This is a genomic window from Paracoccus sp. PAMC 22219, from assembly GCF_000787695.1.
Classification (GTDB): Bacteria; Pseudomonadota; Alphaproteobacteria; order Rhodobacterales; family Rhodobacteraceae; genus Paracoccus.
Genome location: NZ_BBPH01000144.1, coordinates 1 through 18,718, shown reverse-complemented (window position 1 = coordinate 18,718; position 18,718 = coordinate 1). Strand labels below are relative to the sequence as shown.

Genomic DNA, 18,718 nt, shown 5'->3' with positions numbered 1-18,718 from the left:
ATAATCTCTCTGTAACGATGAAAAAAACCCGATCAGGACAATCTTGGCGCGGGGTAGAGCAGCCCGGTAGCTCGTCAGGCTCATAACCTGAAGGTCACAGGTTCAAATCCTGTCCCCGCAACCACCGTCAAGGACCAACCACCAGCCCCGGCCAAACGCCGGGGCTTTTGCATGTCCGGCCGTTCAGGACAGGTTTGGCCTTCCGCAAGGCCAAGGATCCCCGCCAGTTCACTGACCAGTTCCATCCGGCGCCCATCCGGTGCCTTCAGATCCGGCGTCATCCGGATCTCACGGATCAGGCCCCGCAGGATCCCCGTCGCCTCGTGACGCGTGGACGGCTGTTGTTGCGCTTCCGCTTCGTCATGGTCAGCTCCTCGCTTGCAGCATCATGCTGCTGGTGTGCGGAAAATCCGCCTATCCCGGGTGTTCAGACAAACGAGCCAAATTTACCGGACACGGCCCAGCATTCTGCTGCGGGGCGCGCCTTTGCGTAAGACGCTTCCGACGGACGAGAGAATGAACGTAGGGTAGGCAACGCATGATTCTGAGGGAGGCGCAGCGGTGCATTCTGACAGTGGAACGTTCACCTTCGATACCACGGCTGGATTGCTGGTCGAATGGGGCGGCGCGCGGCGGCTTGGGGTGGTGCTGGCCGAGTGGTTTGCGCAGCGCAAGCTGCTGATCGTCACCGACCGCTTTTTGCATCAGTCCGGCCTGCTGGACCCGGCCATGGCATCGCTGCAATCGGCCGGGTTTGAGATAACCGTCTTCGATGACGTCGTCGCCGACCCGCCAGAAGATGTCATGATCGCATGCGCCAGGATGGGCCGGGATGCCAGCGTCGACATCGTCATGGGGTTTGGCGGCGGATCGTCGATGGACGTCGCAAAGCTTGCCGCCGTGATGATCAATTCGGACCAGTCACTGGCCGACATGTACGGAATTGGAAAGGTGACTGGCGCACGGGTACCGCTGGTTCAGGTGCCGACGACTGCGGGGACCGGCTCCGAGGTCACGAACATCACGATCCTGACCACCGGGGCGACCACCAAGATGGGGATCGTGGCGCGACAGCTGTACGCGGACCGCGTTCTTCTGGACGCCCAGCTGACAACCGCCCTGCCGCCCCTGCAAACCGCAGCCACCGGAATCGACGCGATGGTGCATGCGATCGAGGCATTTACCGGAAAGCTCAGGAAAAACCCTCTGTCGGACCTCCTCGCAAAAGAAGCCCTGCGGCTTATGGCGGCGAACCTGGTCACCGCGTGCACGGATGGTCAGAACAGACCTGCGCGCGAGGCGATGCTGTTAGGCGCCACACTGGCCGGTCAGGCGTTCGCGAACAGCCCGGTTGGCGCCGTTCATGCCCTTGCCTACCCGCTTGGGGGACATTTTCATTTGCCGCATGGGCTGACGAATGCACTGATGCTTGGTCCGGTGCTGCGCCATAACATGCAAGCCGCTGCCCCGCTCTATGCCGAACTGGCCGATGTCGTCCTTGGTGCTTCGCGGCAGAGTGTATCGGCAAAGGCGACGTCGTTCGTCACGTTCATGGATGATCTGATGAATCGATCGGGCGCACCGCGACGACTGCGCGACTGCAACGTTCCGGCAGACAGCCTGCCGATGTTGGCCCAAGATGCCATGCTGCAGACGCGATTGCTGATGAACAACCCGGTCGAAGTGACCGAAGCCGACGCGCTGGCGTTGTATCGACAGGCATACTGAGGGCTACGTCCATCCCTAGTAAGATCTCTGTGCTTGCTAGGTAATCCTTAGTTGCCAATAGTCACAGGCCATAATCGGCATACGGACATATCGATCTCCGACGGTCCGCAGTTTTCAGACTGCATAAGCTCTTACCGATAGCCTAGGCCGCCCGATCTGCTGCTCAATCTTCGGTTGGTTCCGTGAGTGGTCACACCAGCGCGGCGGCCTCGCTGGACCAGTCGGCTCAAAGCGGGTCGGATGCGGGCGACGTGAGGGTGTAATTGCGATCGGTAGGAAGGCTTTCACAGAGGGAAGGCTAAAATACTGAACCCCATGTGAAATTTTGCGCAGGCTGCCGGCGTGGTATGATGGCTGGGCGGAACACATGGTGCGGCCATGTCAAGATCACGTCCGGCCCCTTGGGCGTTTGGGGCGCGTCACGACCTGCTGTCACCGATGCCCGGGAACGTTCCGCTTAGGGCCCATGCGCGCTGCAACGACCTGGCAACGGCATTCAACATAGATACCTTGGAACCCTTTAGGATGCGGCCGATTGCGGCCTGTTGGAGGCCAGGCCTTTCAGCAGGCAGTGCGTGCTGAAGGCAATGAAGCGAGGTGCAACCGCAGAACCGTTCCGGGACTTTCCTGAACCATTTCGTACTTGAACCATGTGCGGTTGACAGCCCGGAAAGGTCGGATGCACCATCGCAATGGGTTCTTTTCAGAACCACCCACGATGCCGATCAGGGAGGTGATTTGCGTCGCGGGCCACGCGCGTTGAGGGAGGAAATCGGACATGTTGAACAAGGACAGAAGCGCCCATTGGAGGCTGGCGATTGCGGCGGCGGTGGCCGCGGTAGTTCCGATGGTGACGCTTGCGCAAGAAAGCGGGCCGTCGTTGACCCACACCACTGTTCTGACCGGTCTTGAAGAGCCGTGGGACATGGCTTTCCTGCCCGACGGAACGATGTTCTTCACCGAGAAATGCCGCGGGTTGTCCGTGCGCCTGGCGTCGGGTGAGGTACAGCCCCTGCTGGGTGTCGGCGAGACCGAAGGCTATCCGCTCCAGGGGGATGATCTGTTCTGCGAGGGACAGGCCGGGATGAACGGCGTCGCGGTCGATCCGGAGTTTGAACAGAATCGGCATGTCTACGTCTATTCAGCGTCCAACATGACGGCGCCGGGGACCAACCGTGTCATGCGGCTGACCGTCAGCGACGATTTGACCGCGGTGTCGGACCGCACCGATATCATCGATGACATCCCCTACAAGCCCGAGGCGTCCGATCAACCTTTCGGCGGGCCCGGCGCACATAACGGCGGGCGCATCCGGTTTTCGCCGGACGGGCATCTGTTCGTAACCACCGGCGATACGCACAACCCCGAGGTGCCTCAGAGCCCGACCATGATGGGCGGCAAGGTGCTGCGCGTGGACCGTGACGGCCAGGCCGTCGCCGACAATGGCGCACCCGAGGGCTTTGATCCGCGCATCTTCACCTATGGCCATCGCAACGTTCAGGGCATCGCGTTCCACCCCGCAACCGGACAGCCTGTCGTGTCCGAACATGGCCCCTGGCATTCCGACGAGATCACCGCGCTGGTCGCGGGCGGCAACGGGGGGTGGGACCCGCGTCCCAACATCGCCGGGCGCAGCGACTGCCCCGACGGGTATTGCGGCTATGAACCCAACCAGATGGAGGCCATGGATCCGGCAGAGCGCGCCGAATACATGCCGATGACCAACCTGGACGAATATCCCGATGCGATGAAGCCTGCGTGGAACAACAATGGTCTGTCGCAGGGAACGTCGTCCGCGGCATTTCTTGAGGGAGAGAAGTGGGGTGACTGGGACGGCCGGCTTGTCGTCGGCGTGATGGGCATCGGCTTTGGCGGCACGGACCCGGGCCAGCGCATCGACGTGATCGACCTGGCCGATGACGGCATGTCGGTCGGCGATGTGACGCCGATGTCGTTGCCGATGGAGCCGGGACGTTTCCGCGCCGTGGTCGTTGGGCCTGACGGCGACCTGTACGCCGCCATCGACGAAGGCGACATCTATCGCCTGACTCCGCAGTAAGCACGCTGGTCGTATCGCAGGGGCGAATGCTCCTGCGATACTGCCTGTTGCACAGACCAAGCTCGCCTGTTGGCTGCTGCATTCACGTCGAACATCGCCTTTTTTCCAGCAGGCACTGCTCCCTGATCGCCGATGACGGGCGGTCGGCGGCTCCAAATCAAGGATCTGACATGAAGACCAATCTTTCCTGCCTCGCCCTCGGGGTCACCCTGATGCTCTCCGTGCCGGCGGTGGCGCAGGATGCGGCCACGTCCGCGACAATCCCGGCCGAACTGGCCGCGCTTAGCGCCAATATCGACGATGGCCAATCGCTGTATCGCACGGCCTGCGCGCAGTGCCACGGGCGCAGTGCAGGTGGAACGGCCGTCTTTCCCGCGCTGGAGGCGCAGACAGCCGACTACCTTGTCGAACGCTTGCTTGCGTATCGCGCCGGAGAGGCGGAGGGGCCGAATGCCGCACTGATGATGCCGGTCGCAAAAGACATGACAGACCAGCAGATTGTGGATGTGGCAGCGTTTCTTGCCGAAACATATCCTTAGATAGGCGCCGTTTCAGGCCGCACGGCTTCTACCTCAGGGGCGCCATTTAGGTAGTGTAACGCAGGCCATACCGGTCCGAGTGCACGTGGCGGAGAGATTAATTGGCCTCCGGGCTCATCACGTTTCACACCCGGAACGGGAAAGTCGCAGCCGAAGCGGTGGCGGAACAGTGTGACTTTGAGCATCGGTCGTGATCCGGGTTGCGACGCGCCGCCAGTGTTGTGGCGGCCGAACATGCTCTCGATACGATTACGCCGTCTGTAGCGGCGCTTGTCGTGTTTTACGATCTTCTGGTGAGACTTCCGGCCAAGGATCACGGCTTATCCCCTAGTCTTCAAAAGCTTCTCGCAGCCAGTGAGCGTCATGTCCCCGGTCCGCCAGTAGCCATTCGACAGATCACCCGGCTGCGCCGCCGCCGGTTTGGTCGCTGAATTGTGCCTCCGACAGATAGAACCTCATCCGGCGGCCCTCCGCATCAGTGACGGCGTGTAATTTCCCGCCCAAGCCACCTTTCGTCCGACCGATCCGTCGACCGCGCGCCCCTTTTTTGAACGCAGGTTGCAACCCGTGCGCTGTGCATTCAGAGAACTCGCATCAATGATGATCGTGTTCGGATCGGCCCCCCGGCGGCAAGGCTGACCATGATCCGGGCGAAGCCCCGTTTTCGCTCCAACGCAAGCGACTTACCTATGAACGAAGTCGAACAACCGCGCGCGTTGGGCTGGGCTTCTATCTAAATTGGAGTGGTTTTGCCAATGATCTTCAAGCGTGCGTTGCCTTTACTCAGGGTGAACCCTTTGCCCGCATAGAGCTGGTAAATGCCTCGCAGGTTTCACGCGCGCCGTAGTAGTACGGGCAGCCGCCTGCGGTAGAGCCGCCCCATCGGGTTTGAATCAAAAGCACCTCAATGGACGACTGTTCATTGGTAAGATCCCGTGACCATCCGCGCAGTAGCATTTCAGGCGCATGGATCGCACCACTTGTCGGTCCGCCCCGGCAATATGGTATGTCCGCCACTCCAGCAGCCCGAACTATGTCCTTCAGGTGCGCGCTTGTTTCGCGCTTTATGATCGGCCAATCGCAAGTGAAATATTGCGTAGGACTCTAGGACTATTATCCGGCCCGGCAGATACCTGTTTTTTCGCAGCCCTTTAATCATTGCGGCCATGTTGAACATCCGCTCGGGCATCAGCCACTTTAGCATCTTAGTCTCAGGTGCCTTCAGCTGTCTGGCCTTGGGCGACCGTCATCCCAAATCAGGATTCTTTAAGGCATCGATACGTGCCTTCCGGCCTTCCGTGCTTTCGGAACGGGTCAGAGCACCGAGTTTCAAATTCTGACGGATTCTTTTAGGCTCGGACGACGGTTGCCTGACCGGGGTCGGCCGAGGCGCTGCGCCCGCAGCGGGCGCAGCGGAGCTTTACTCGTCGGTGATGTCCATCTGGCCACGGCGGGATATCTGGATCGCGATCACCGTGCAGATCACGCCCGAGCCGAGGTAGATGCCGGCAGCCCAGAGGCCGAGGAAGCTGGACATCGACAGGGCGGTCAGCGGCGCGAAGCCGGCGCCGAACATCCAGGACAGCGACGACACAAGCGCCGAGGCGGTGTAGCGGTTCTTCTTGCCGAAGAGCGCCGCGATCACGCCGGAGCTTTGACCGAAGCTGAGTCCCAGAAGGACGAAGCCCAGGACGATGTAGGTCGTGGCCCCCTCGCGTCCGCCGGCCAGCAGCAGCGGGCCAAGGACAGCAAAGGCTCCGATCGCCAAGGCGCCCAGCATCAGCAGGCGGCGGCGCCCGATCGCATCGGCGATGTAGCCGGAGGCGACGATCGACGCGATGCCCGCAACGGACCCCAGGATCAGCGAATAGAGCACCGCCTCGGGGGGATCGTTCGAATAGAGGAAGACCCAGGACAGCGGAAAGATCGTGACCATGTGGAACATCGCGAAGCTGGCCAAGGGCATGAAGATGCCCAGGATCATGCTTTTGCCGTCCTGCTTGAGGGTGGGGCGGATGCGCGACGGGCGAAGCTCGCTCGAGTTCAGCATGTCGTCGAATTCGGGGGATGCCACGATCCGAAGCCGCGCGAACAGTGCCACCACGTTGATGGCAAAGGCCACGAAGAACGGATAGCGCCAGCCCCAGTCCACGAACTCCTCGGCCGAGACGTTGATCAGCAGATAGGCATAGAGCAGGGCGGCCACGGCCAGACCGATGGGCGCGCCCAGCTGCGGGATCATCGCGTAGAAGCCCCGCTTTTCGCGGCTGACCGACAGGGCCAGCAGCGATGGCAGGCCGTCCCAGGTTCCGCCAAGCGCCAAGCCCTGGCCGATGCGCAGGATGGCCATGATCCCGATCGCCCACCATCCAAGCGTGTCATAGCTGGGCACCAGGCCCATCGCGACCGTCGAGGTTCCAAGCAGCAGCAGCGCGGCCGTCAGCTTGCCCTTGCGCCCGACGGCGCGGTCGACGGCCATGAAGATCACCGTGCCGACAGGCCGCGCCACGAAGGCCAGCGCCAGCAGCACGAACGACGCGAGCGTCCCCTGGACCGGGTCCAGGAACCCGAACAGGCGTGCCGGAAAGACCAGCACGCAGGCGATGGAGAACACGAAGAAGTCGAAGAATTCGGACGTGCGACCGATGATCACGCCCACCGCGATATCAGAGGGAGAGACGTGGTGATCGTCCGCGTCCTGGCCGGTGGTCTGCGGGGAACCGGTATGGGTTGACGTCGCCATGGCAAGACGCCTCCTGATAGATGCTGCATTGACGCGGGGTGCGCCGCCGGAACGGTCCGGGCACCGTGATGCCTTGCCCGTGTCGCGAGGGAATTAAAATTGGACAAGTTGTCATAGGTCAACTTGTCCAATGTCACGTCCCTCCCCGAAGGAATACCGCCTTCTGTCGTAACCACGTCTGGACTTTCCAAGGCGAATCACCCGGCGCGCAGATGGCCGTGCCAATGACCCGGATTGACGAAGCTATGATGCGGATAATCAAGCGAGCCCCGTGGCTGATACCCCTGATGGTGCTGTCTGCCTGCAAGGCCGAGGTTCTGGCCCCCACCGGCGACATCGCCGCCCAGCAGCGCGACCTGCTTGTCTGGGCGACGGGGATCATGCTGATCATCATCGTGCCCGTGCTGGTGCTGGTCGTGCTGTTTGCCTGGCGCTATCGCGCGCAGAACCGCGATGCCAGCTATGCCCCGGACTGGAGCCATTCGACCAAGCTGGAACTGGTGATCTGGGCGATCCCCGCGCTGATCATCATCGCGCTTGGGGCGATGACCTGGGTGGGCACGCACCACCTGGACCCCTATCGCCCGATCCAGCGCGTCTCGGCCGACCGTCCGCTGGAGGGTCAGACCCCCCTGGTGATCGAGACCGTGTCGCTGGATTGGAAATGGCTGTTCATCTATCCCGAACAGGGCCTTGCCACGGTCAACGAACTGGTCGTGCCGGTGGACCGCCCGATCGAATTCCGCCTGACCTCGTCCTCGGTCATGAACGCGTTCTACATCCCGTCGATGGCGGGGATGATCTATTCGATGCCGGGGATGGAGACGACGCTGCACGGCATCTTCAATGCCGAGGGCTCGTTCCAGGGGATGTCGTCGCACTATTCCGGTGCGGGCTTCTCAGGCATGCGGTTCAAGGCCCATGCCGTGCCCGACGGCGATTTCGACCAGTGGGCGGCCGAAACGCGCGAGGCTGGCGGTCAGCTGGACCGCGCCGAATACCTGGAGCTGGCACGCCCGTCCGAAAACGTCGCGCCGCACAGCTATGGCACCGTGGACGCGCAGCTGTTCCCGCGCGTGGTCAACATGTGCGTCGAGGACGGCAAGATCTGCATGGCAGAGATGATGGACCTTGACCGTCAGGGCGGCACGGGCCTGGCAGGCACCATGAACATGCAGTCGCTGGTCGCCGACCGCGACGCGCAGCGCGGAGAGCGCGCGCCCACCCTGGGCTGGGAGCCCTTCTATGTCAGCGGGTTCTGTTCGCCCGCCGAAGAGGACCTGATGCTGACGCTGCGTGCGGATCTGCCGCCACCGCCCGTCGATGCCGCGCCCCTGCGCGGGCACGGGCTGAACCATCCCGGCACGGGGCTGGTGGACATGCTGCGCCGGCCCGCCCCGGTGCTGACCGGACTGTCGCGCGACCCCGCCGCCGACGAGCTCTGAGCCGAGAGACAGGATTAGAACCATGGCCACGATCGATCACAGCACGACCTTTCTTCTTGGCCGTCTGAACCTCAGCGCAATTCCCCAGGACCCCATCGTGTGGGCGACCTTCGTCGTCGTCGTGATCGGCGGCGCGGGCCTCATGGCGGTGCTGACCAAGTACCGCCTGTGGGGCTATCTGTGGCACGAATGGTTCACGACCGTGGACCACAAGAAGATCGGCATCATGTACATGGTGCTGGCGCTGATCATGCTGCTGCGCGGCTTTGCCGACGCGGTGATGATGCGCCTGCAGTCCATCCTGGCCTTCAACGGGTCCGAGGGTTATCTGAACTCCCACCACTACGACCAGATCTTCACCGCGCATGGCGTGATCATGATCTTCTTCGTGGCGATGCCGTTCATCACCGGCCTGATGAACTATCTGGTGCCCCTGCAGATCGGTGCGCGCGACGTGTCGTTCCCGTTCCTGAACAACCTGTCCTTCTGGATGACGGTGGGCGGCGCGGTGATCATCATGGCGTCGCTGTTCGTGGGCGAATTCGCGCAGACCGGCTGGCTGGCCTTTCCGCCGCTGTCGGGCATCGGCTTCAGCCCGTGGGTCGGGGTCGACTATTACATCTGGGGTCTGCAGGTGGCGGGCGTGGGCACCACGCTGTCGGGCATCAACCTGCTGGTCACCATCATCAAGATGCGCGCGCCGGGCATGGACTACATGCGCATGCCGATCTTCACCTGGACGGCGCTGTGCACGAACATCCTGATCGTCGCGTCCTTCCCGGTGCTGACGGTCACGCTGGTCCTGCTGACGCTGGACCGCTATGTCGGCACAAACTTCTTTACCAGCGACCTTGGCGGCAACGCCATGCTGTACGTGAACCTGATCTGGATCTGGGGACACCCCGAGGTCTATATCCTGATCCTGCCGCTGTTCGGCGTCTTTTCCGAGGTCACGGCGACCTTCTCGGGCAAGCGCCTGTTCGGCTATACCTCGATGGTCTATGCGACCGTCTGCATCACCGTCCTCAGCTATATCGTCTGGCTGCACCACTTCTTCACGATGGGGTCGGGCGCGTCGGTGAACGCCTTCTTCGGCATCACGACGATGATCATCTCGGTTCCCACGGGGGCCAAGCTGTTCAACTGGATCTTCACCATGTACCGCGGCCGCATCCGGTTCGATCTGCCGATGATGTGGACGGTGGCCTTCATGCTGACCTTTACCGTGGGTGGCATGACGGGGGTCCTGCTGGCCGTGCCGCCCGCCGACTTCGTGCTGCACAATTCGCTGTTCCTGGTCGCGCATTTCCACAACGTGATCATCGGCGGCGTCCTGTTCGGCCTGTTCGCGGCCATCAACTTCTGGTGGCCCAAGGCCTCGGGTTCCAGCTGGACGTCTTCTGGGGCAAGATCAGCTTCTGGCTGTGGGTCGTGGGCTTCTGGTTCGCGTTCATGCCGCTGTACATCCTGGGCCTGATGGGCGTGACGCGGCGGATGCGGGTCTTTGACGACCCGGACCTGTGGATCTGGTTCGCGATCTCGGGCCTGGGCGTGGCGATGGTCGCGGGCGGCATCGGGGCGATGCTGGTGCAGTTCGCCGTCTCGATCTGGCGCCGCAAGGAGCTGGTGGACGAAAGCGGCGATCCCTGGGACGGGCGCACGCTGGAATGGGCGACCTCGTCGCCGCCGCCGGCCTACAACTTCGCCTTCACGCCGGTCGTGCACGGTCTGGACGCCTGGAACGACATGAAGCAGGTCGGCCAGACCCGCCCGCAGGGGACCTATCTGCCGATCCACATGCCCCGCAACACCGGCGCCGGGGTGATCCTGGCCGGTGCCGCGACGGTCTGCGGGTTCGCGCTGGTCTGGTACATCTGGTGGCTGGCGGCGGCGGCCTTCATCGGCATGGTCGCCGTGGCGATCGCCCATACCTTCAACTATGACCGCGACTTCCACATTCCGGCCGACGAAGTTGAACGGACCGAGGCCGCGCGCGACCGCCAGCTGGCGTCGCTTGGCGCCTGATCGGAGCACATGATGACACCCACCATCGCAGACGACGCCCAGTACTGGGACACCAGCCCCCACCACCACGAGGAGGGGGCCTCCACCACCATCGGGTTCTGGATCTACCTGATGAGCGACTGCCTGATGTTCGCGGTCCTGTTCGCCGTGTTCGGCGTGCTGGGGCAAAGCTATGCCGCCGGTCCCGGCCCACAGGCCCTGTTCGAGCTGCATCTGGTCGCGATCAACACCGCCTTCCTGCTGCTGTCGTCGCTGACCTTCGGGTTCGCGATGCTGTCCACGGTCGCCGGGCGACAGGACCGCGCGATGCTGTGGCTGGGCGCGACCCTGGTCCTGGGCCTGGCCTTCCTGGCGGTCGAGATCTACGAATTCCAGCACCTGATCCACCTGGGTGCAGGCCCGCAGCGGTCGGCGTTCCTGTCGTCCTTTTTTGCACTGGTCGGCACGCACGGCCTGCACGTGGCCTTCGGCTGCCTGTGGCTGGGCACGCTGATGATCCAGATCAGAAAGCACGGGCTGACCGGCGCGAACATCCGGCGGATGACCTGCCTGTCGATGTTCTGGCACTTCCTGGACGTGATCTGGATCGGCGTCTTTACCTTCGTCTATCTGCTGGGGATGATCTGATGGCCGACACCGCACATGCCAAGACCGCAGCCCATGTCCACCACCCCGACGGCCATGACCACGGCACCTATCGCTCCTATGCCATCGGGTTCATCCTGTCGGTCATCCTGACCGCGATTCCCTTCGGCCTGGTGATGATGGGGGGCCTGGAAAGCCGCCTGCTGACGGCGGGCATCGTGATCGGGTCCGCCGCGATCCAGGTGCTGGTGCACATGGTCTACTTCCTGCACATGAACGGCCGCTCGGACGAGGGCTGGACGATGATGGCGCTGATCTTCACCGTCGTCGTGGTGGTGATCATCCTGGCCGGATCGCTGTGGGTCATGCACAACATGAACGCCAACATGATGCCCCAGATGAACCATGACGGCATGCCGCAGCTGTCCGGCTTCGGGACCTGAGATGGCGGCGCGGCGCGGGCCGGTGCGGTGGGGGATCGTGATCCCCGGCACCGTCCTGTGCCTGGTCTTCCTGGCCCTTGGCGCATGGCAGCTGCAGCGGCTGGACTGGAAGCGTGACCTGATCGCGCGGACCGAGGCCGCGGTGACCGCCGCCCCCGTCGCGGCGCCGGCCCCGGATATGCTGACCGACGACGACGCGGTCGAATATCGGCGCGTCGTGGTGTCCGGCCGCTATCTGCGGGCTGACGATACGCTGGTCCGCGCCGTCACGGGTTTTGGCGCCGGCTATTGGGTCATGACGCCGTTCCAGACCGATCAGGGCTGGCGGCTGCTGGTCAACCGCGGCTTCGTCGCGGTCGATCAGGTCTCGGACTATGATCCGGCGCGACGGGGGCCGATCAATCCCTGACCGGGTTGATGCGGTGGACCCAAGAGGACGGCGCCTTCCTGCGCGCGAACGATCCCGCTGGTGACCGCTGGTTTTCCCGCGACACGCAGGCCATCGCGGGCGCCACGGGCCTTGACCCGGTCGCGCCGTGGTTTCTGGACCTCGACCGCGGGCCGGGGCAGGGCGCGCCCATCGGCGGGCTGACCGTCGTGTCGTTTCCCAACAGCCATCTCAGCTATGCGCTGACATGGTTCGCGATGGCTGCGGGACTGGCGTTCCTGCTGTTCTTCATCCACCGTCCCACCGACCACTAAGGCACGCTGCCGGGCAGTCCGCGGCATCGACGGTTCGATCCGCCCGCCCTGCCGCCGACCTCAGCCGATGTGTTTCTTGGCCAGCTTGCGCGCCAAGGTCCGTCTGTGCATGCCCATCCGTCGCGCGGCCTCGGATATGTTGAAATCGCAGTCGCGCAGCGTCGCCTGGATCGTTTCCCATTCCTGCGTGCGCAGCTGGTGCGGCGCGCGGCGACAGCGACCGACGGATCGCCACTGTCACGGGCAAAGGCGGCCTCGATCTCGGATGTGGTGGCGGGCTTGGCCAGGTAATGAGCCGCGCCCAGCTTGATCGCCTCGACCGCGGTGGCGATGCTGGCAAAGCCGGTCAGCACGACGATGCGCGGCGCGGGGTCCAGTGCCGCCAACGCCTGCACGCATTCCAGCCCGCTGCGTCCCGGCAGCTTCAGGTCGACCAGCGCCAGGTCGAAGGGCTGGCCCTGCGCCAGATCAATGCCCTCCTCGGTCGATCCCGCGTGGCTGACCTGATAGCCGCGCCGCGCAAAGCTCTCCATCAAAGTCGTGGCCAGGGCGGCATCGTCCTCGACGATCAGCAGGTGGCGGCTCATGCGGCGGTCTCCAGCGTTGGCAGCATCATCGTCACCTGCGCGCCATGCGCCAGATTGGCCAGCCGCATCTCGCCGTCCAGGCGGCGCATGACATTGCCCGTCAGGAACAGGCCAAGGCCCCGACCCGCCCCGTCCTTGTAGTTCAGATAGGGCTGTCCGGGATCGGCCAGGATGCCTTCGGGAAAGCCGGGGCCGTCATCCTCGATGACCAGCGCCAGCTGATCGGGGCCTGCCTGCGACAGCGAAATCCGGATGTTCCGGCTTCCCGCCTCGGCGGCATTGTCCAGCAGCTGCCGCACCGCCTGCTCCAGCATGGGATCGGCCATGATCAGCGGGTCGTACCGGACGTCAAAGCGGATCCGCAAGGGCAGCTCCAGCCCCTGGATCGCCGCCTCCAGAAACGCGCGCGCCCGCATCGCCTGCGCCTCTTCCAGGCGTTCCTGACCCGACGACAGCAACATCTCCGACACGATCTGGCGACAGCGCGACAGCTCCCGCTGCATGACGGCGATCTTGTCCGTCAGCTCTGCCCCCGTCGGCGGGCCAAGCGTCTGCCAATCGTCCAGCGTGACCGCCAGCGTGGTCAGGGGCGTCCCCAGCTCGTGCGCCGCGCCGCTTGACAGAAGGCCAAGCCGGACCAGGTGATCCTCCTCCAGCATCTGCTGACGCAGGGCCTGGATCTGGGCGTCGCGGTCGCGCAGGTTGGCCGTGATGCGGGTGACGAACCAGGTCAGCAGGCTGGCCGCCAGCAGAAAGGACAGGAACATCCCTTGCAGGTGCAGGTCCAGAAAGCTGGGTCCGGCCCCGTGCCACCGATGGGGCAGGGGCAGGGGAACGCCATTGCCCGTCAGCCAGTAATGCGCCGCGATCGTCGCCAGCAGGATCACGGCCGCATGCCCGTGCGGCAGAAGCACGATCGCCAGGATGACCTGCAGGATGAACAGCGACACGAAGGGGTTGGACGCGCCGCCCGACAGGTACAGCAGGATCGTCAGGCAGGCGACGTCCATCAGCAGCTCGACCGTCACGGTCAGTTCGGTGATGGGATGCCCCCGGCGCAGCCGCCACGCCGAAAAGAGGTTCAGAAAGATCAGGAACGCCACCACGGGCAGCATCTGCCGCCACGGCAGCGTGGTGACGTTCAGCAGGGCGACCGTCCCCCATATCGCCAACAACTGCCCCGCGACCGCGATCCAGCGCATGCGGTTCAGCTGTGACAGATTGCGCCGGGCGGCATCCTGCGCGATGTTGGTGGGGGATTGCGTTTTCATCAGTCCTTCCAGGCGACTCAAGGCAGTGGCCCGACCACTGGCACTGTTCCCTCAAGCGTCAGACAGGCGGTCCATGGCCGGATACATCCCTTAATCCAGAAATGGACCCTCGGAAAGCGCACCGGAGTGCTTTGCCATCTGCAAGACTGCGGCACCATGGGGCAGGCGCGCTGAACAGTCGGATGCCGGGTGACCAGCCGAACCTTTGCATGGGACATAATCTCACGCCTTTCAGCGTAGCAGAGCTGATACCTGTTCGCCGCGGCAGCGTGAGTGAAGGATCAGGTCGTTTCCCTGATCCTGGAGCCAGCAAAAAGCGCACAGACCCGTGTCCGCAAAGCCTGAACACGCAGACGGTCCACCAGGCGCTTTGCGCAGGGAAGCGGCGCTTGTCTCGGGGCGGACGAGACAATATTCGGATGGTCTTTACCCCGGAGCATCGCCCAGATGACACTGCTGAAGACCCGCTTTTCGCTCCGGCTGCTGACCGCGTTCTTTCTGTTGGGGCTGCTGATCCTCGCGCAGGGCGGGGTCAACGCGCATATCGCCGCCGAAGCGGAACGGCAAGTGATGCGCGGCCGCGTGACTGGGGATCTGCAAAGCGGGTTCCTGGAGCTGTCGGCCACCAAGCAGCGTCTTCGCGCCTGGTCCCTGCGCGCCCTGATGGGTGCCCCCCATGACCAGGCCGACGGAGAGATGCTGCGCGAGCGGATGACCGCGACGATCGCCCGGTTGCAGGATCTGAGCCGCCAGTCGCGGTCATTCGACCCCCTGTCCGGCCCCGACCACGATCTGCGCGACGAGGCCTTGGGCCTGCTGGCCGACAGCGTCGTGGCGCTGCAGCCCGCCTTGCGCGACATCACCCGACAGCCCGACATCGTCGATGCCCGTGCCGCCTGGGCGCGGATCGAGACGGTGTTCGATCGCGGCACCGGTCGCGACCTGCGAGAGGTCCTGGACCGCAGCATCCTGGCCGAGGCGGACGTGCTGGAACGCCACCGCGACGATGCCGACGCCGCGCTGGCCCGATTGCGCCTGTTGTCGCTGGGCATGGCGGGCATGACGACGCTGCTGGCCCTGCTGCTGGCTGCATGGGCGGCCTGCGCCCTGCACCGCCCGATCCGCGAGATGGTGCGCGGCGCGCGGGCCTATGAGGAGGGCGCCCTGGATCACCGCATCCCGGTGCGGGGGCAGGACGAATTCGCGCGCTTTGCCGCCAGCATCAACCGCATGGCCGCAGAACTGGCGCGCCGCCGCGACCAGGAGGCCGACCAGCGCAACCAGCTGGAGGATCAGGTCCGCCTGCGCACGGCAGAGCTGTCATCCGCGATGGCGCGCCTGCACCGCGCCGAGGCGAACCGCCGCCGTCTGCTGAACGACATCAGCCACGAGTTGCGCACCCCCCTGACCGCGATCCGCGGCGAGGCGGAGGTGTCGCTGCGCGGGCCGCAGGACGCATCGGCCCTGGCCGCGGCCCTCGACCGCATCGCGCAGGTCGCCCGCCAGATGGGCGGGCTGATCGACGACCTGCTGTCGGTCACCCGCGACGGGGCCCAGGCGATGGAGACCCCGCGCCGCGATCTGGACGTCGCCGGCCCGCTGGAGGATGCGTTGCTGCATGCCATGTCGCTGGCCGCGCGGCATGATGTGCGCCTGACGACCGATCTGCACGACGCCGAGACGCGGGTCACCGGCGACCCCAAGCGGCTGCGCCAGCTGATGACGGCGCTGCTGGACAATGCCGTCTGCTATGCCCGGCCGGGCGGGCATGTCCATGTCGCCTCGACCCGCGCCGACGCCTGGTGGTGTCTGACCGTCCGCGACGACGGCATCGGTGTTCCCCCGGGCGACCTGCCGCATGTGTTCGGGCGCAACTTTCGGGCAGACAATGCCCGCAGCCACCGGCCCGACGGGACCGGGCTGGGCTTGGCCATCGCGCGCGACATCGCGGTCACCCATGGCGGCGACATCGCGCTGGACAGTCCGCCGGGTGGCGGCACCATCGCGACCCTGCGCCTGCCCGTGGTGACGGCATCGCTGTCGGAGGCGCCTCAATGAACATCCTGGTGATCGAGGACGATCCGCGCGTGTCGGGCTTTCTGCAGCGCGGTCTGCGCGCCGAGGGCTACGGGGTGCAGATCGCCGTCGACGGTCCCGCCGGGATCGAGGCCGCGCTGCGGATGTGGGCCGCGCACCGCGCCGATCCGCAACCCTGCCTGATCCTGCTGGACCTGATGCTGCCGGTCATCAACGGGTCCGACATCTGCCAGACTTTGCGGGCCGGGGGCGTGGCGCTGCCGATCCTGATGCTGTCGGCGCTGGGTTCGATCGAGGATCGCATCCTGGGGCTGCGGATGGGGGCCGACGATTACATGGTCAAGCCCTTTGCCTTCGAGGAGCTGCTGGCCCGGATCGAGGCGCTGCTGCGTCGCGGTCCCGACCTGCGCCCGGTCGGGGGGCGCATGCTGGTGGTGGGCGACGTGTGCCTGGACCGCGACCGCATGCGCGTGACCGTGGCGGACGAGGAGATCACCCTGACCGCCAAGGAGCTGGCCTTGCTGGAGCTGCTGCTGACCACGGCGGGGCGGGTTCTCAGCCGCGAGCGTATCCTGGCCAATGTCTGGGGCGCCAGCGAGGACCCGCTGACCAATGTCGTCGACGTCTATGTCAGCCGCCTGCGCGCCAAGCTGGGACGCGCAGGCGAGGGTGGGGTGCGCATCACCACGGTCCGGGGGCTGGGATACCGCCTGGACGTGTGAGGCGCGCCCTCAGCCCTGGAACTGCAGCGAGGAATGGTGCTGGATGATCCGCAGCACCCCTGCATCGTCCTTGCGGAAGGTCCAGGATTTGTCGACCGTGGTCACGTTGCCGTCCCTGTCCGTGAACTGGACGGTGCCAAGGCTGGTCGCCAGATCGCCGTTCAGCATCACGGCGGCATTGTCGACCTCGACATCGGTCCATTCCTTGAGGGCAAAGCCCGTATCCTGCGGATAGTCGGGGTTGCCGCCGACGAAATAGGACAGGGCCCCTTCGCGGTCGGTGCGAAAGATCTGGGGGTCGGTCGTCAGCGTCGGTTTGAACAGCACCGGGCCCTGCGCATAATCATAGGCCGAATCCAGGGCCTGTTCGGCCGCGGCCCTGGCCGCTTCCTGCCCGCCCTTGGCATGGGCGTCCGAGATGCGGATCAGCGCGTCGCCCCATGCCTGCTGCGCGGCCAGGACGTCGGCCTCGGTGATGGTGGTGTCGCGGACGGCCTCGGCCAGGGCGGCGCCGGACAGGCCGCAGGCCAGGCCGATCGACAGGACGGCGGTTTGCATCGGTTTCATCGGGTCGTTCCTTCTGCTGTCGCGCGATGGATCATCGCCACGCAGGTCAGATGGGCAGCCTTGCTGAACACCGCCTGTCGCCAGGATGAACGGCAGATGAACACCGACTGAACCCGACATGACCGGAGCCGACGTTGCACCACCCGTCATGCCGCGATCCTGAAACCCTCGTCCTGCCAGCCCTTGCCGGGGCGATGGCGTGCGACGACGCGGCCCCCCTCCAGCGCCAGCAGATGCAGCCAGCCTTTGTCGAACAGGCGCGCCACGTCCGGATGACGGCCAAGGATCGCGTCGATGGCCGCCGTCGGGGCGTCCAGCATCACCGTCAGCCGAAGCGGGTCGTGGACGGTGCAGGTGCCGTCATGGACCGCCTGCCACGGCAGGCCGGGGCGCAGCCGGCCGCCATTGCCCTCGACCACGCCGATGCCGCCGGTGACGTTGTGGATCAGCTTGGTGCCGCCCCCGAACAGGGGCGGGGCCACGGTCGAGCCATAGTATTGCAGGCTGATCCAGCTGGCGACGACCACCGGGGCTGTCAGGATCAGCTCCAGCACCGTGAAATCGGGGTCCAGCGCGCGGTCATAGCTGTGCAGGAAGGCGCGCCCGCCCAGGTCGATCCCGCGCGTGACGGCGCGTGGCGCGGCGATGAAGGCGGCGCATCCGGCCAGCCCCCATTCCGGCCGCGTCTCGGCCCAGTTCGACGCGCGCGCCGCCACCGTGGCGGGGCTTGCCCCCGACAGGCGTGCCGCGCGGACCGTGCGGTTGCGCGCCCCGGCGTGGTCCAGCCAGTCGGCGGCGCGGGTCAGATCGCCCGCGTGGCTTGCCGGCGCATCGGCGGCGTGCAGCGTCACCTGATCCGTCGTGGTGTCATGCAGCGCCCCGACGAACAGCGTATCATCGGGCAGCGTGATGCCGTGACCGGGCAGGGCCGCCCGTGTCTGGGGGTCGTTCAGCAGGTCCGCCAGCACGCGGGCCGAAATCTCTCCGGTCTGGCCGCCGCAGGCGCCGCAGTGATAGGCGCTGTGATGCGGGTTGTTCGTCATGCTGGCGCCGTGGCCGACCAGCAGGACCAGCCTTGCATGCCCCGCGACCAGGCCCATGGCGCGCAGGATGGTGGCGGCCAGCCGTCCCTTGTCCGCCGCCGACATCGGGACGGACAGGCGGGGCGCGCCCGCAGGGGCACGGGCGGCGTCGCGGCCCATCGCGCCCTTCAGCAGCTTCATCCCGTAGAGCGGCCCGACCGCCTCGACAAAGGCAAAGGACGA

The 18,718-nt window shown here is 65.1% G+C and carries 17 protein-coding genes, 1 tRNA gene and 2 pseudogenes; 13 read left to right on the top strand and 7 right to left on the bottom strand.

Going from position 1 to position 18,718, the window contains the following annotated elements; translation table 11 throughout:
* Nucleotides 1–47: 47 nt before the first annotated feature.
* From TY51_RS15485 to TY51_RS15470, 4 genes are all read left to right on the top strand, one after another.
* Nucleotides 48–124, top strand: a tRNA-Met gene (locus TY51_RS15485).
* Nucleotides 125–561: 437 nt separating this feature from the next.
* Nucleotides 562–1,728 (top strand): iron-containing alcohol dehydrogenase, encoded by a 1,167-nt coding sequence (locus TY51_RS15480; RefSeq protein WP_042251052.1) that lies wholly within the window; start codon nt 562–564, stop codon nt 1,726–1,728.
* Nucleotides 1,729–2,506: 778 nt separating this feature from the next.
* On the top strand, nt 2,507–3,787 hold the full coding sequence (locus tag TY51_RS15475; RefSeq protein WP_042251050.1) for a sorbosone dehydrogenase family protein: 1,281 nt from the start codon (nt 2,507–2,509) through the stop codon (nt 3,785–3,787).
* Between the two features lie 170 nt (nt 3,788–3,957).
* Entirely contained in the window at nt 3,958–4,326 is a 369-nt protein-coding gene (locus TY51_RS15470) for a c-type cytochrome (protein ID WP_052650320.1), read from the top strand.
* A gap of 124 nt (nt 4,327–4,450) precedes the next feature.
* On the opposite strand, the pseudogene TY51_RS23620 reads toward TY51_RS15470, so the two are convergent.
* Nucleotides 4,451–5,001: pseudogene (locus TY51_RS23620) on the bottom strand (IS5 family transposase); the annotation flags it as partial.
* A 745-nt stretch (nt 5,002–5,746) separates the two neighbouring features.
* Nucleotides 5,747–7,069, bottom strand: a complete 1,323-nt coding sequence (locus TY51_RS15465; protein ID WP_042251046.1) for an MFS transporter — start codon at nt 7,067–7,069, stop codon at nt 5,747–5,749.
* A gap of 287 nt (nt 7,070–7,356) precedes the next feature.
* On the opposite strand from TY51_RS15465, the gene cyoA reads away from it, so the two are divergent.
* Genes cyoA through TY51_RS24105 form a run of 7 tightly spaced genes read left to right on the top strand, consistent with a single transcriptional unit; the run spans nt 7,357 to nt 12,269 of the window.
* A complete protein-coding gene (gene cyoA, locus TY51_RS15460) occupies nt 7,357–8,514 on the top strand; it encodes a ubiquinol oxidase subunit II (protein WP_231559089.1) in 1,158 nt (385 codons plus the stop codon).
* Nucleotides 8,515–8,536: 22 nt separating this feature from the next.
* Nucleotides 8,537–9,991 carry a cbb3-type cytochrome c oxidase subunit I gene (locus TY51_RS15455; RefSeq protein WP_373960721.1) on the top strand — a complete coding sequence of 485 codons (1,455 nt, stop codon included), beginning with the start codon at nt 8,537–8,539 and terminating at the stop codon, nt 9,989–9,991.
* Nucleotides 9,880–10,539, top strand: coding sequence for a hypothetical protein (locus TY51_RS24615; protein ID WP_373960720.1), 660 nt, complete (start codon nt 9,880–9,882; stop codon nt 10,537–10,539). Before TY51_RS15455 ends, TY51_RS24615 begins: the two co-directional genes overlap by 112 nt.
* A 12-nt stretch (nt 10,540–10,551) precedes the next feature.
* A complete protein-coding gene (gene cyoC, locus TY51_RS15450) occupies nt 10,552–11,166 on the top strand; it encodes a cytochrome o ubiquinol oxidase subunit III (RefSeq protein ID WP_373960722.1) in 615 nt (204 codons plus the stop codon).
* Nucleotides 11,166–11,567: a cytochrome o ubiquinol oxidase subunit IV gene (cyoD, locus tag TY51_RS15445; RefSeq protein WP_156118063.1), complete on the top strand. Its 402-nt coding sequence runs from the start codon at nt 11,166–11,168 to the stop codon at nt 11,565–11,567. Before cyoC ends, cyoD begins: the two co-directional genes overlap by 1 nt.
* Nucleotide 11,568: 1 nt before the next feature.
* Nucleotides 11,569–11,976 carry an SURF1 family protein gene (locus TY51_RS24110; RefSeq protein ID WP_255351430.1) on the top strand — a complete coding sequence of 136 codons (408 nt, stop codon included), beginning with the start codon at nt 11,569–11,571 and terminating at the stop codon, nt 11,974–11,976.
* A gap of 8 nt (nt 11,977–11,984) precedes the next feature.
* The gene (locus TY51_RS24105; RefSeq protein WP_255351429.1) at nt 11,985–12,269 is read left to right on the top strand and encodes an SURF1 family protein; all 285 of its coding nucleotides are present in this window, start codon (nt 11,985–11,987) and stop codon (nt 12,267–12,269) included.
* Nucleotides 12,270–12,329: 60 nt separating this feature from the next.
* Here the strand turns inward: TY51_RS24105 and TY51_RS24610 are convergent, their stop codons facing one another.
* The 3 genes and pseudogenes from TY51_RS24610 to TY51_RS15430 all read right to left on the bottom strand — a co-directional run bounded on the left by TY51_RS24610 (nt 12,330) and on the right by TY51_RS15430 (nt 14,127).
* Complete coding sequence (locus tag TY51_RS24610) at nt 12,330–12,407, bottom strand: helix-turn-helix domain-containing protein (RefSeq protein WP_231559090.1); 78 nt, start codon at nt 12,405–12,407, stop codon at nt 12,330–12,332.
* Nucleotides 12,408–12,577: 170 nt separating this feature from the next.
* Nucleotides 12,578–12,802, bottom strand: a pseudogene (locus tag TY51_RS24605) (response regulator); the annotation flags it as partial.
* A gap of 50 nt (nt 12,803–12,852) precedes the next feature.
* The gene (locus TY51_RS15430; RefSeq protein WP_042251039.1) at nt 12,853–14,127 is read right to left on the bottom strand and encodes an ATP-binding protein; all 1,275 of its coding nucleotides are present in this window, start codon (nt 14,125–14,127) and stop codon (nt 12,853–12,855) included.
* A gap of 447 nt (nt 14,128–14,574) precedes the next feature.
* On the opposite strand from TY51_RS15430, the gene TY51_RS15425 reads away from it, so the two are divergent.
* Together TY51_RS15425 and TY51_RS15420 are read left to right on the top strand one after the other, a co-directional pair.
* Nucleotides 14,575–16,185, top strand: coding sequence for an ATP-binding protein (locus TY51_RS15425; protein WP_081995124.1), 1,611 nt, complete (start codon nt 14,575–14,577; stop codon nt 16,183–16,185).
* Nucleotides 16,182–16,886, top strand: coding sequence for a response regulator transcription factor (locus tag TY51_RS15420; RefSeq protein WP_042251037.1), 705 nt, complete (start codon nt 16,182–16,184; stop codon nt 16,884–16,886). Before TY51_RS15425 ends, TY51_RS15420 begins: the two co-directional genes overlap by 4 nt.
* Before the next feature lie 9 nt (nt 16,887–16,895).
* On the opposite strand, the gene TY51_RS15415 is transcribed toward TY51_RS15420, so the two are convergent.
* Together TY51_RS15415 and TY51_RS15410 are read right to left on the bottom strand one after the other, a co-directional pair.
* Complete coding sequence (locus TY51_RS15415) at nt 16,896–17,453, bottom strand: hypothetical protein (protein WP_042251036.1); 558 nt, start codon at nt 17,451–17,453, stop codon at nt 16,896–16,898.
* A gap of 146 nt (nt 17,454–17,599) precedes the next feature.
* Nucleotides 17,600–18,718: putative inorganic carbon transporter subunit DabA (locus TY51_RS15410; RefSeq protein WP_042251035.1), on the bottom strand; the 1,119-nt coding region annotated here is incomplete at its 5' end.

Bases quoted from the DNA above. Each gene is read 5' to 3' on its own strand.
- cyoA (WP_231559089.1), top strand. From the start codon at position 7,357: ATGGTGCTGTCTGCCTGCAAGGCCGAGGTTCTGGCCCCCACCGGCGAC.
- TY51_RS15465 (WP_042251046.1), bottom strand. From the start codon at position 7,069: ATGGCGACGTCAACCCATACCGGTTCCCCGCAGACCACCGGCCAGGAC.
- TY51_RS15470 (WP_052650320.1), top strand. From the start codon at position 3,958: ATGAAGACCAATCTTTCCTGCCTCGCCCTCGGGGTCACCCTGATGCTC.
- cyoD (WP_156118063.1), top strand. From the start codon at position 11,166: ATGGCCGACACCGCACATGCCAAGACCGCAGCCCATGTCCACCACCCC.
- TY51_RS24105 (WP_255351429.1), top strand. From the start codon at position 11,985: ATGCGGTGGACCCAAGAGGACGGCGCCTTCCTGCGCGCGAACGATCCC.
- TY51_RS15455 (WP_373960721.1), top strand. From the start codon at position 8,537: ATGGCCACGATCGATCACAGCACGACCTTTCTTCTTGGCCGTCTGAAC.
- TY51_RS15430 (WP_042251039.1), bottom strand. From the start codon at position 14,127: ATGAAAACGCAATCCCCCACCAACATCGCGCAGGATGCCGCCCGGCGC.
- TY51_RS15420 (WP_042251037.1), top strand. From the start codon at position 16,182: ATGAACATCCTGGTGATCGAGGACGATCCGCGCGTGTCGGGCTTTCTG.
- TY51_RS15415 (WP_042251036.1), bottom strand. From the start codon at position 17,453: ATGAAACCGATGCAAACCGCCGTCCTGTCGATCGGCCTGGCCTGCGGC.
- TY51_RS24110 (WP_255351430.1), top strand. From the start codon at position 11,569: ATGGCGGCGCGGCGCGGGCCGGTGCGGTGGGGGATCGTGATCCCCGGC.
- cyoC (WP_373960722.1), top strand. From the start codon at position 10,552: ATGACACCCACCATCGCAGACGACGCCCAGTACTGGGACACCAGCCCC.
- TY51_RS15475 (WP_042251050.1), top strand. From the start codon at position 2,507: ATGTTGAACAAGGACAGAAGCGCCCATTGGAGGCTGGCGATTGCGGCG.
- TY51_RS15425 (WP_081995124.1), top strand. From the start codon at position 14,575: ATGACACTGCTGAAGACCCGCTTTTCGCTCCGGCTGCTGACCGCGTTC.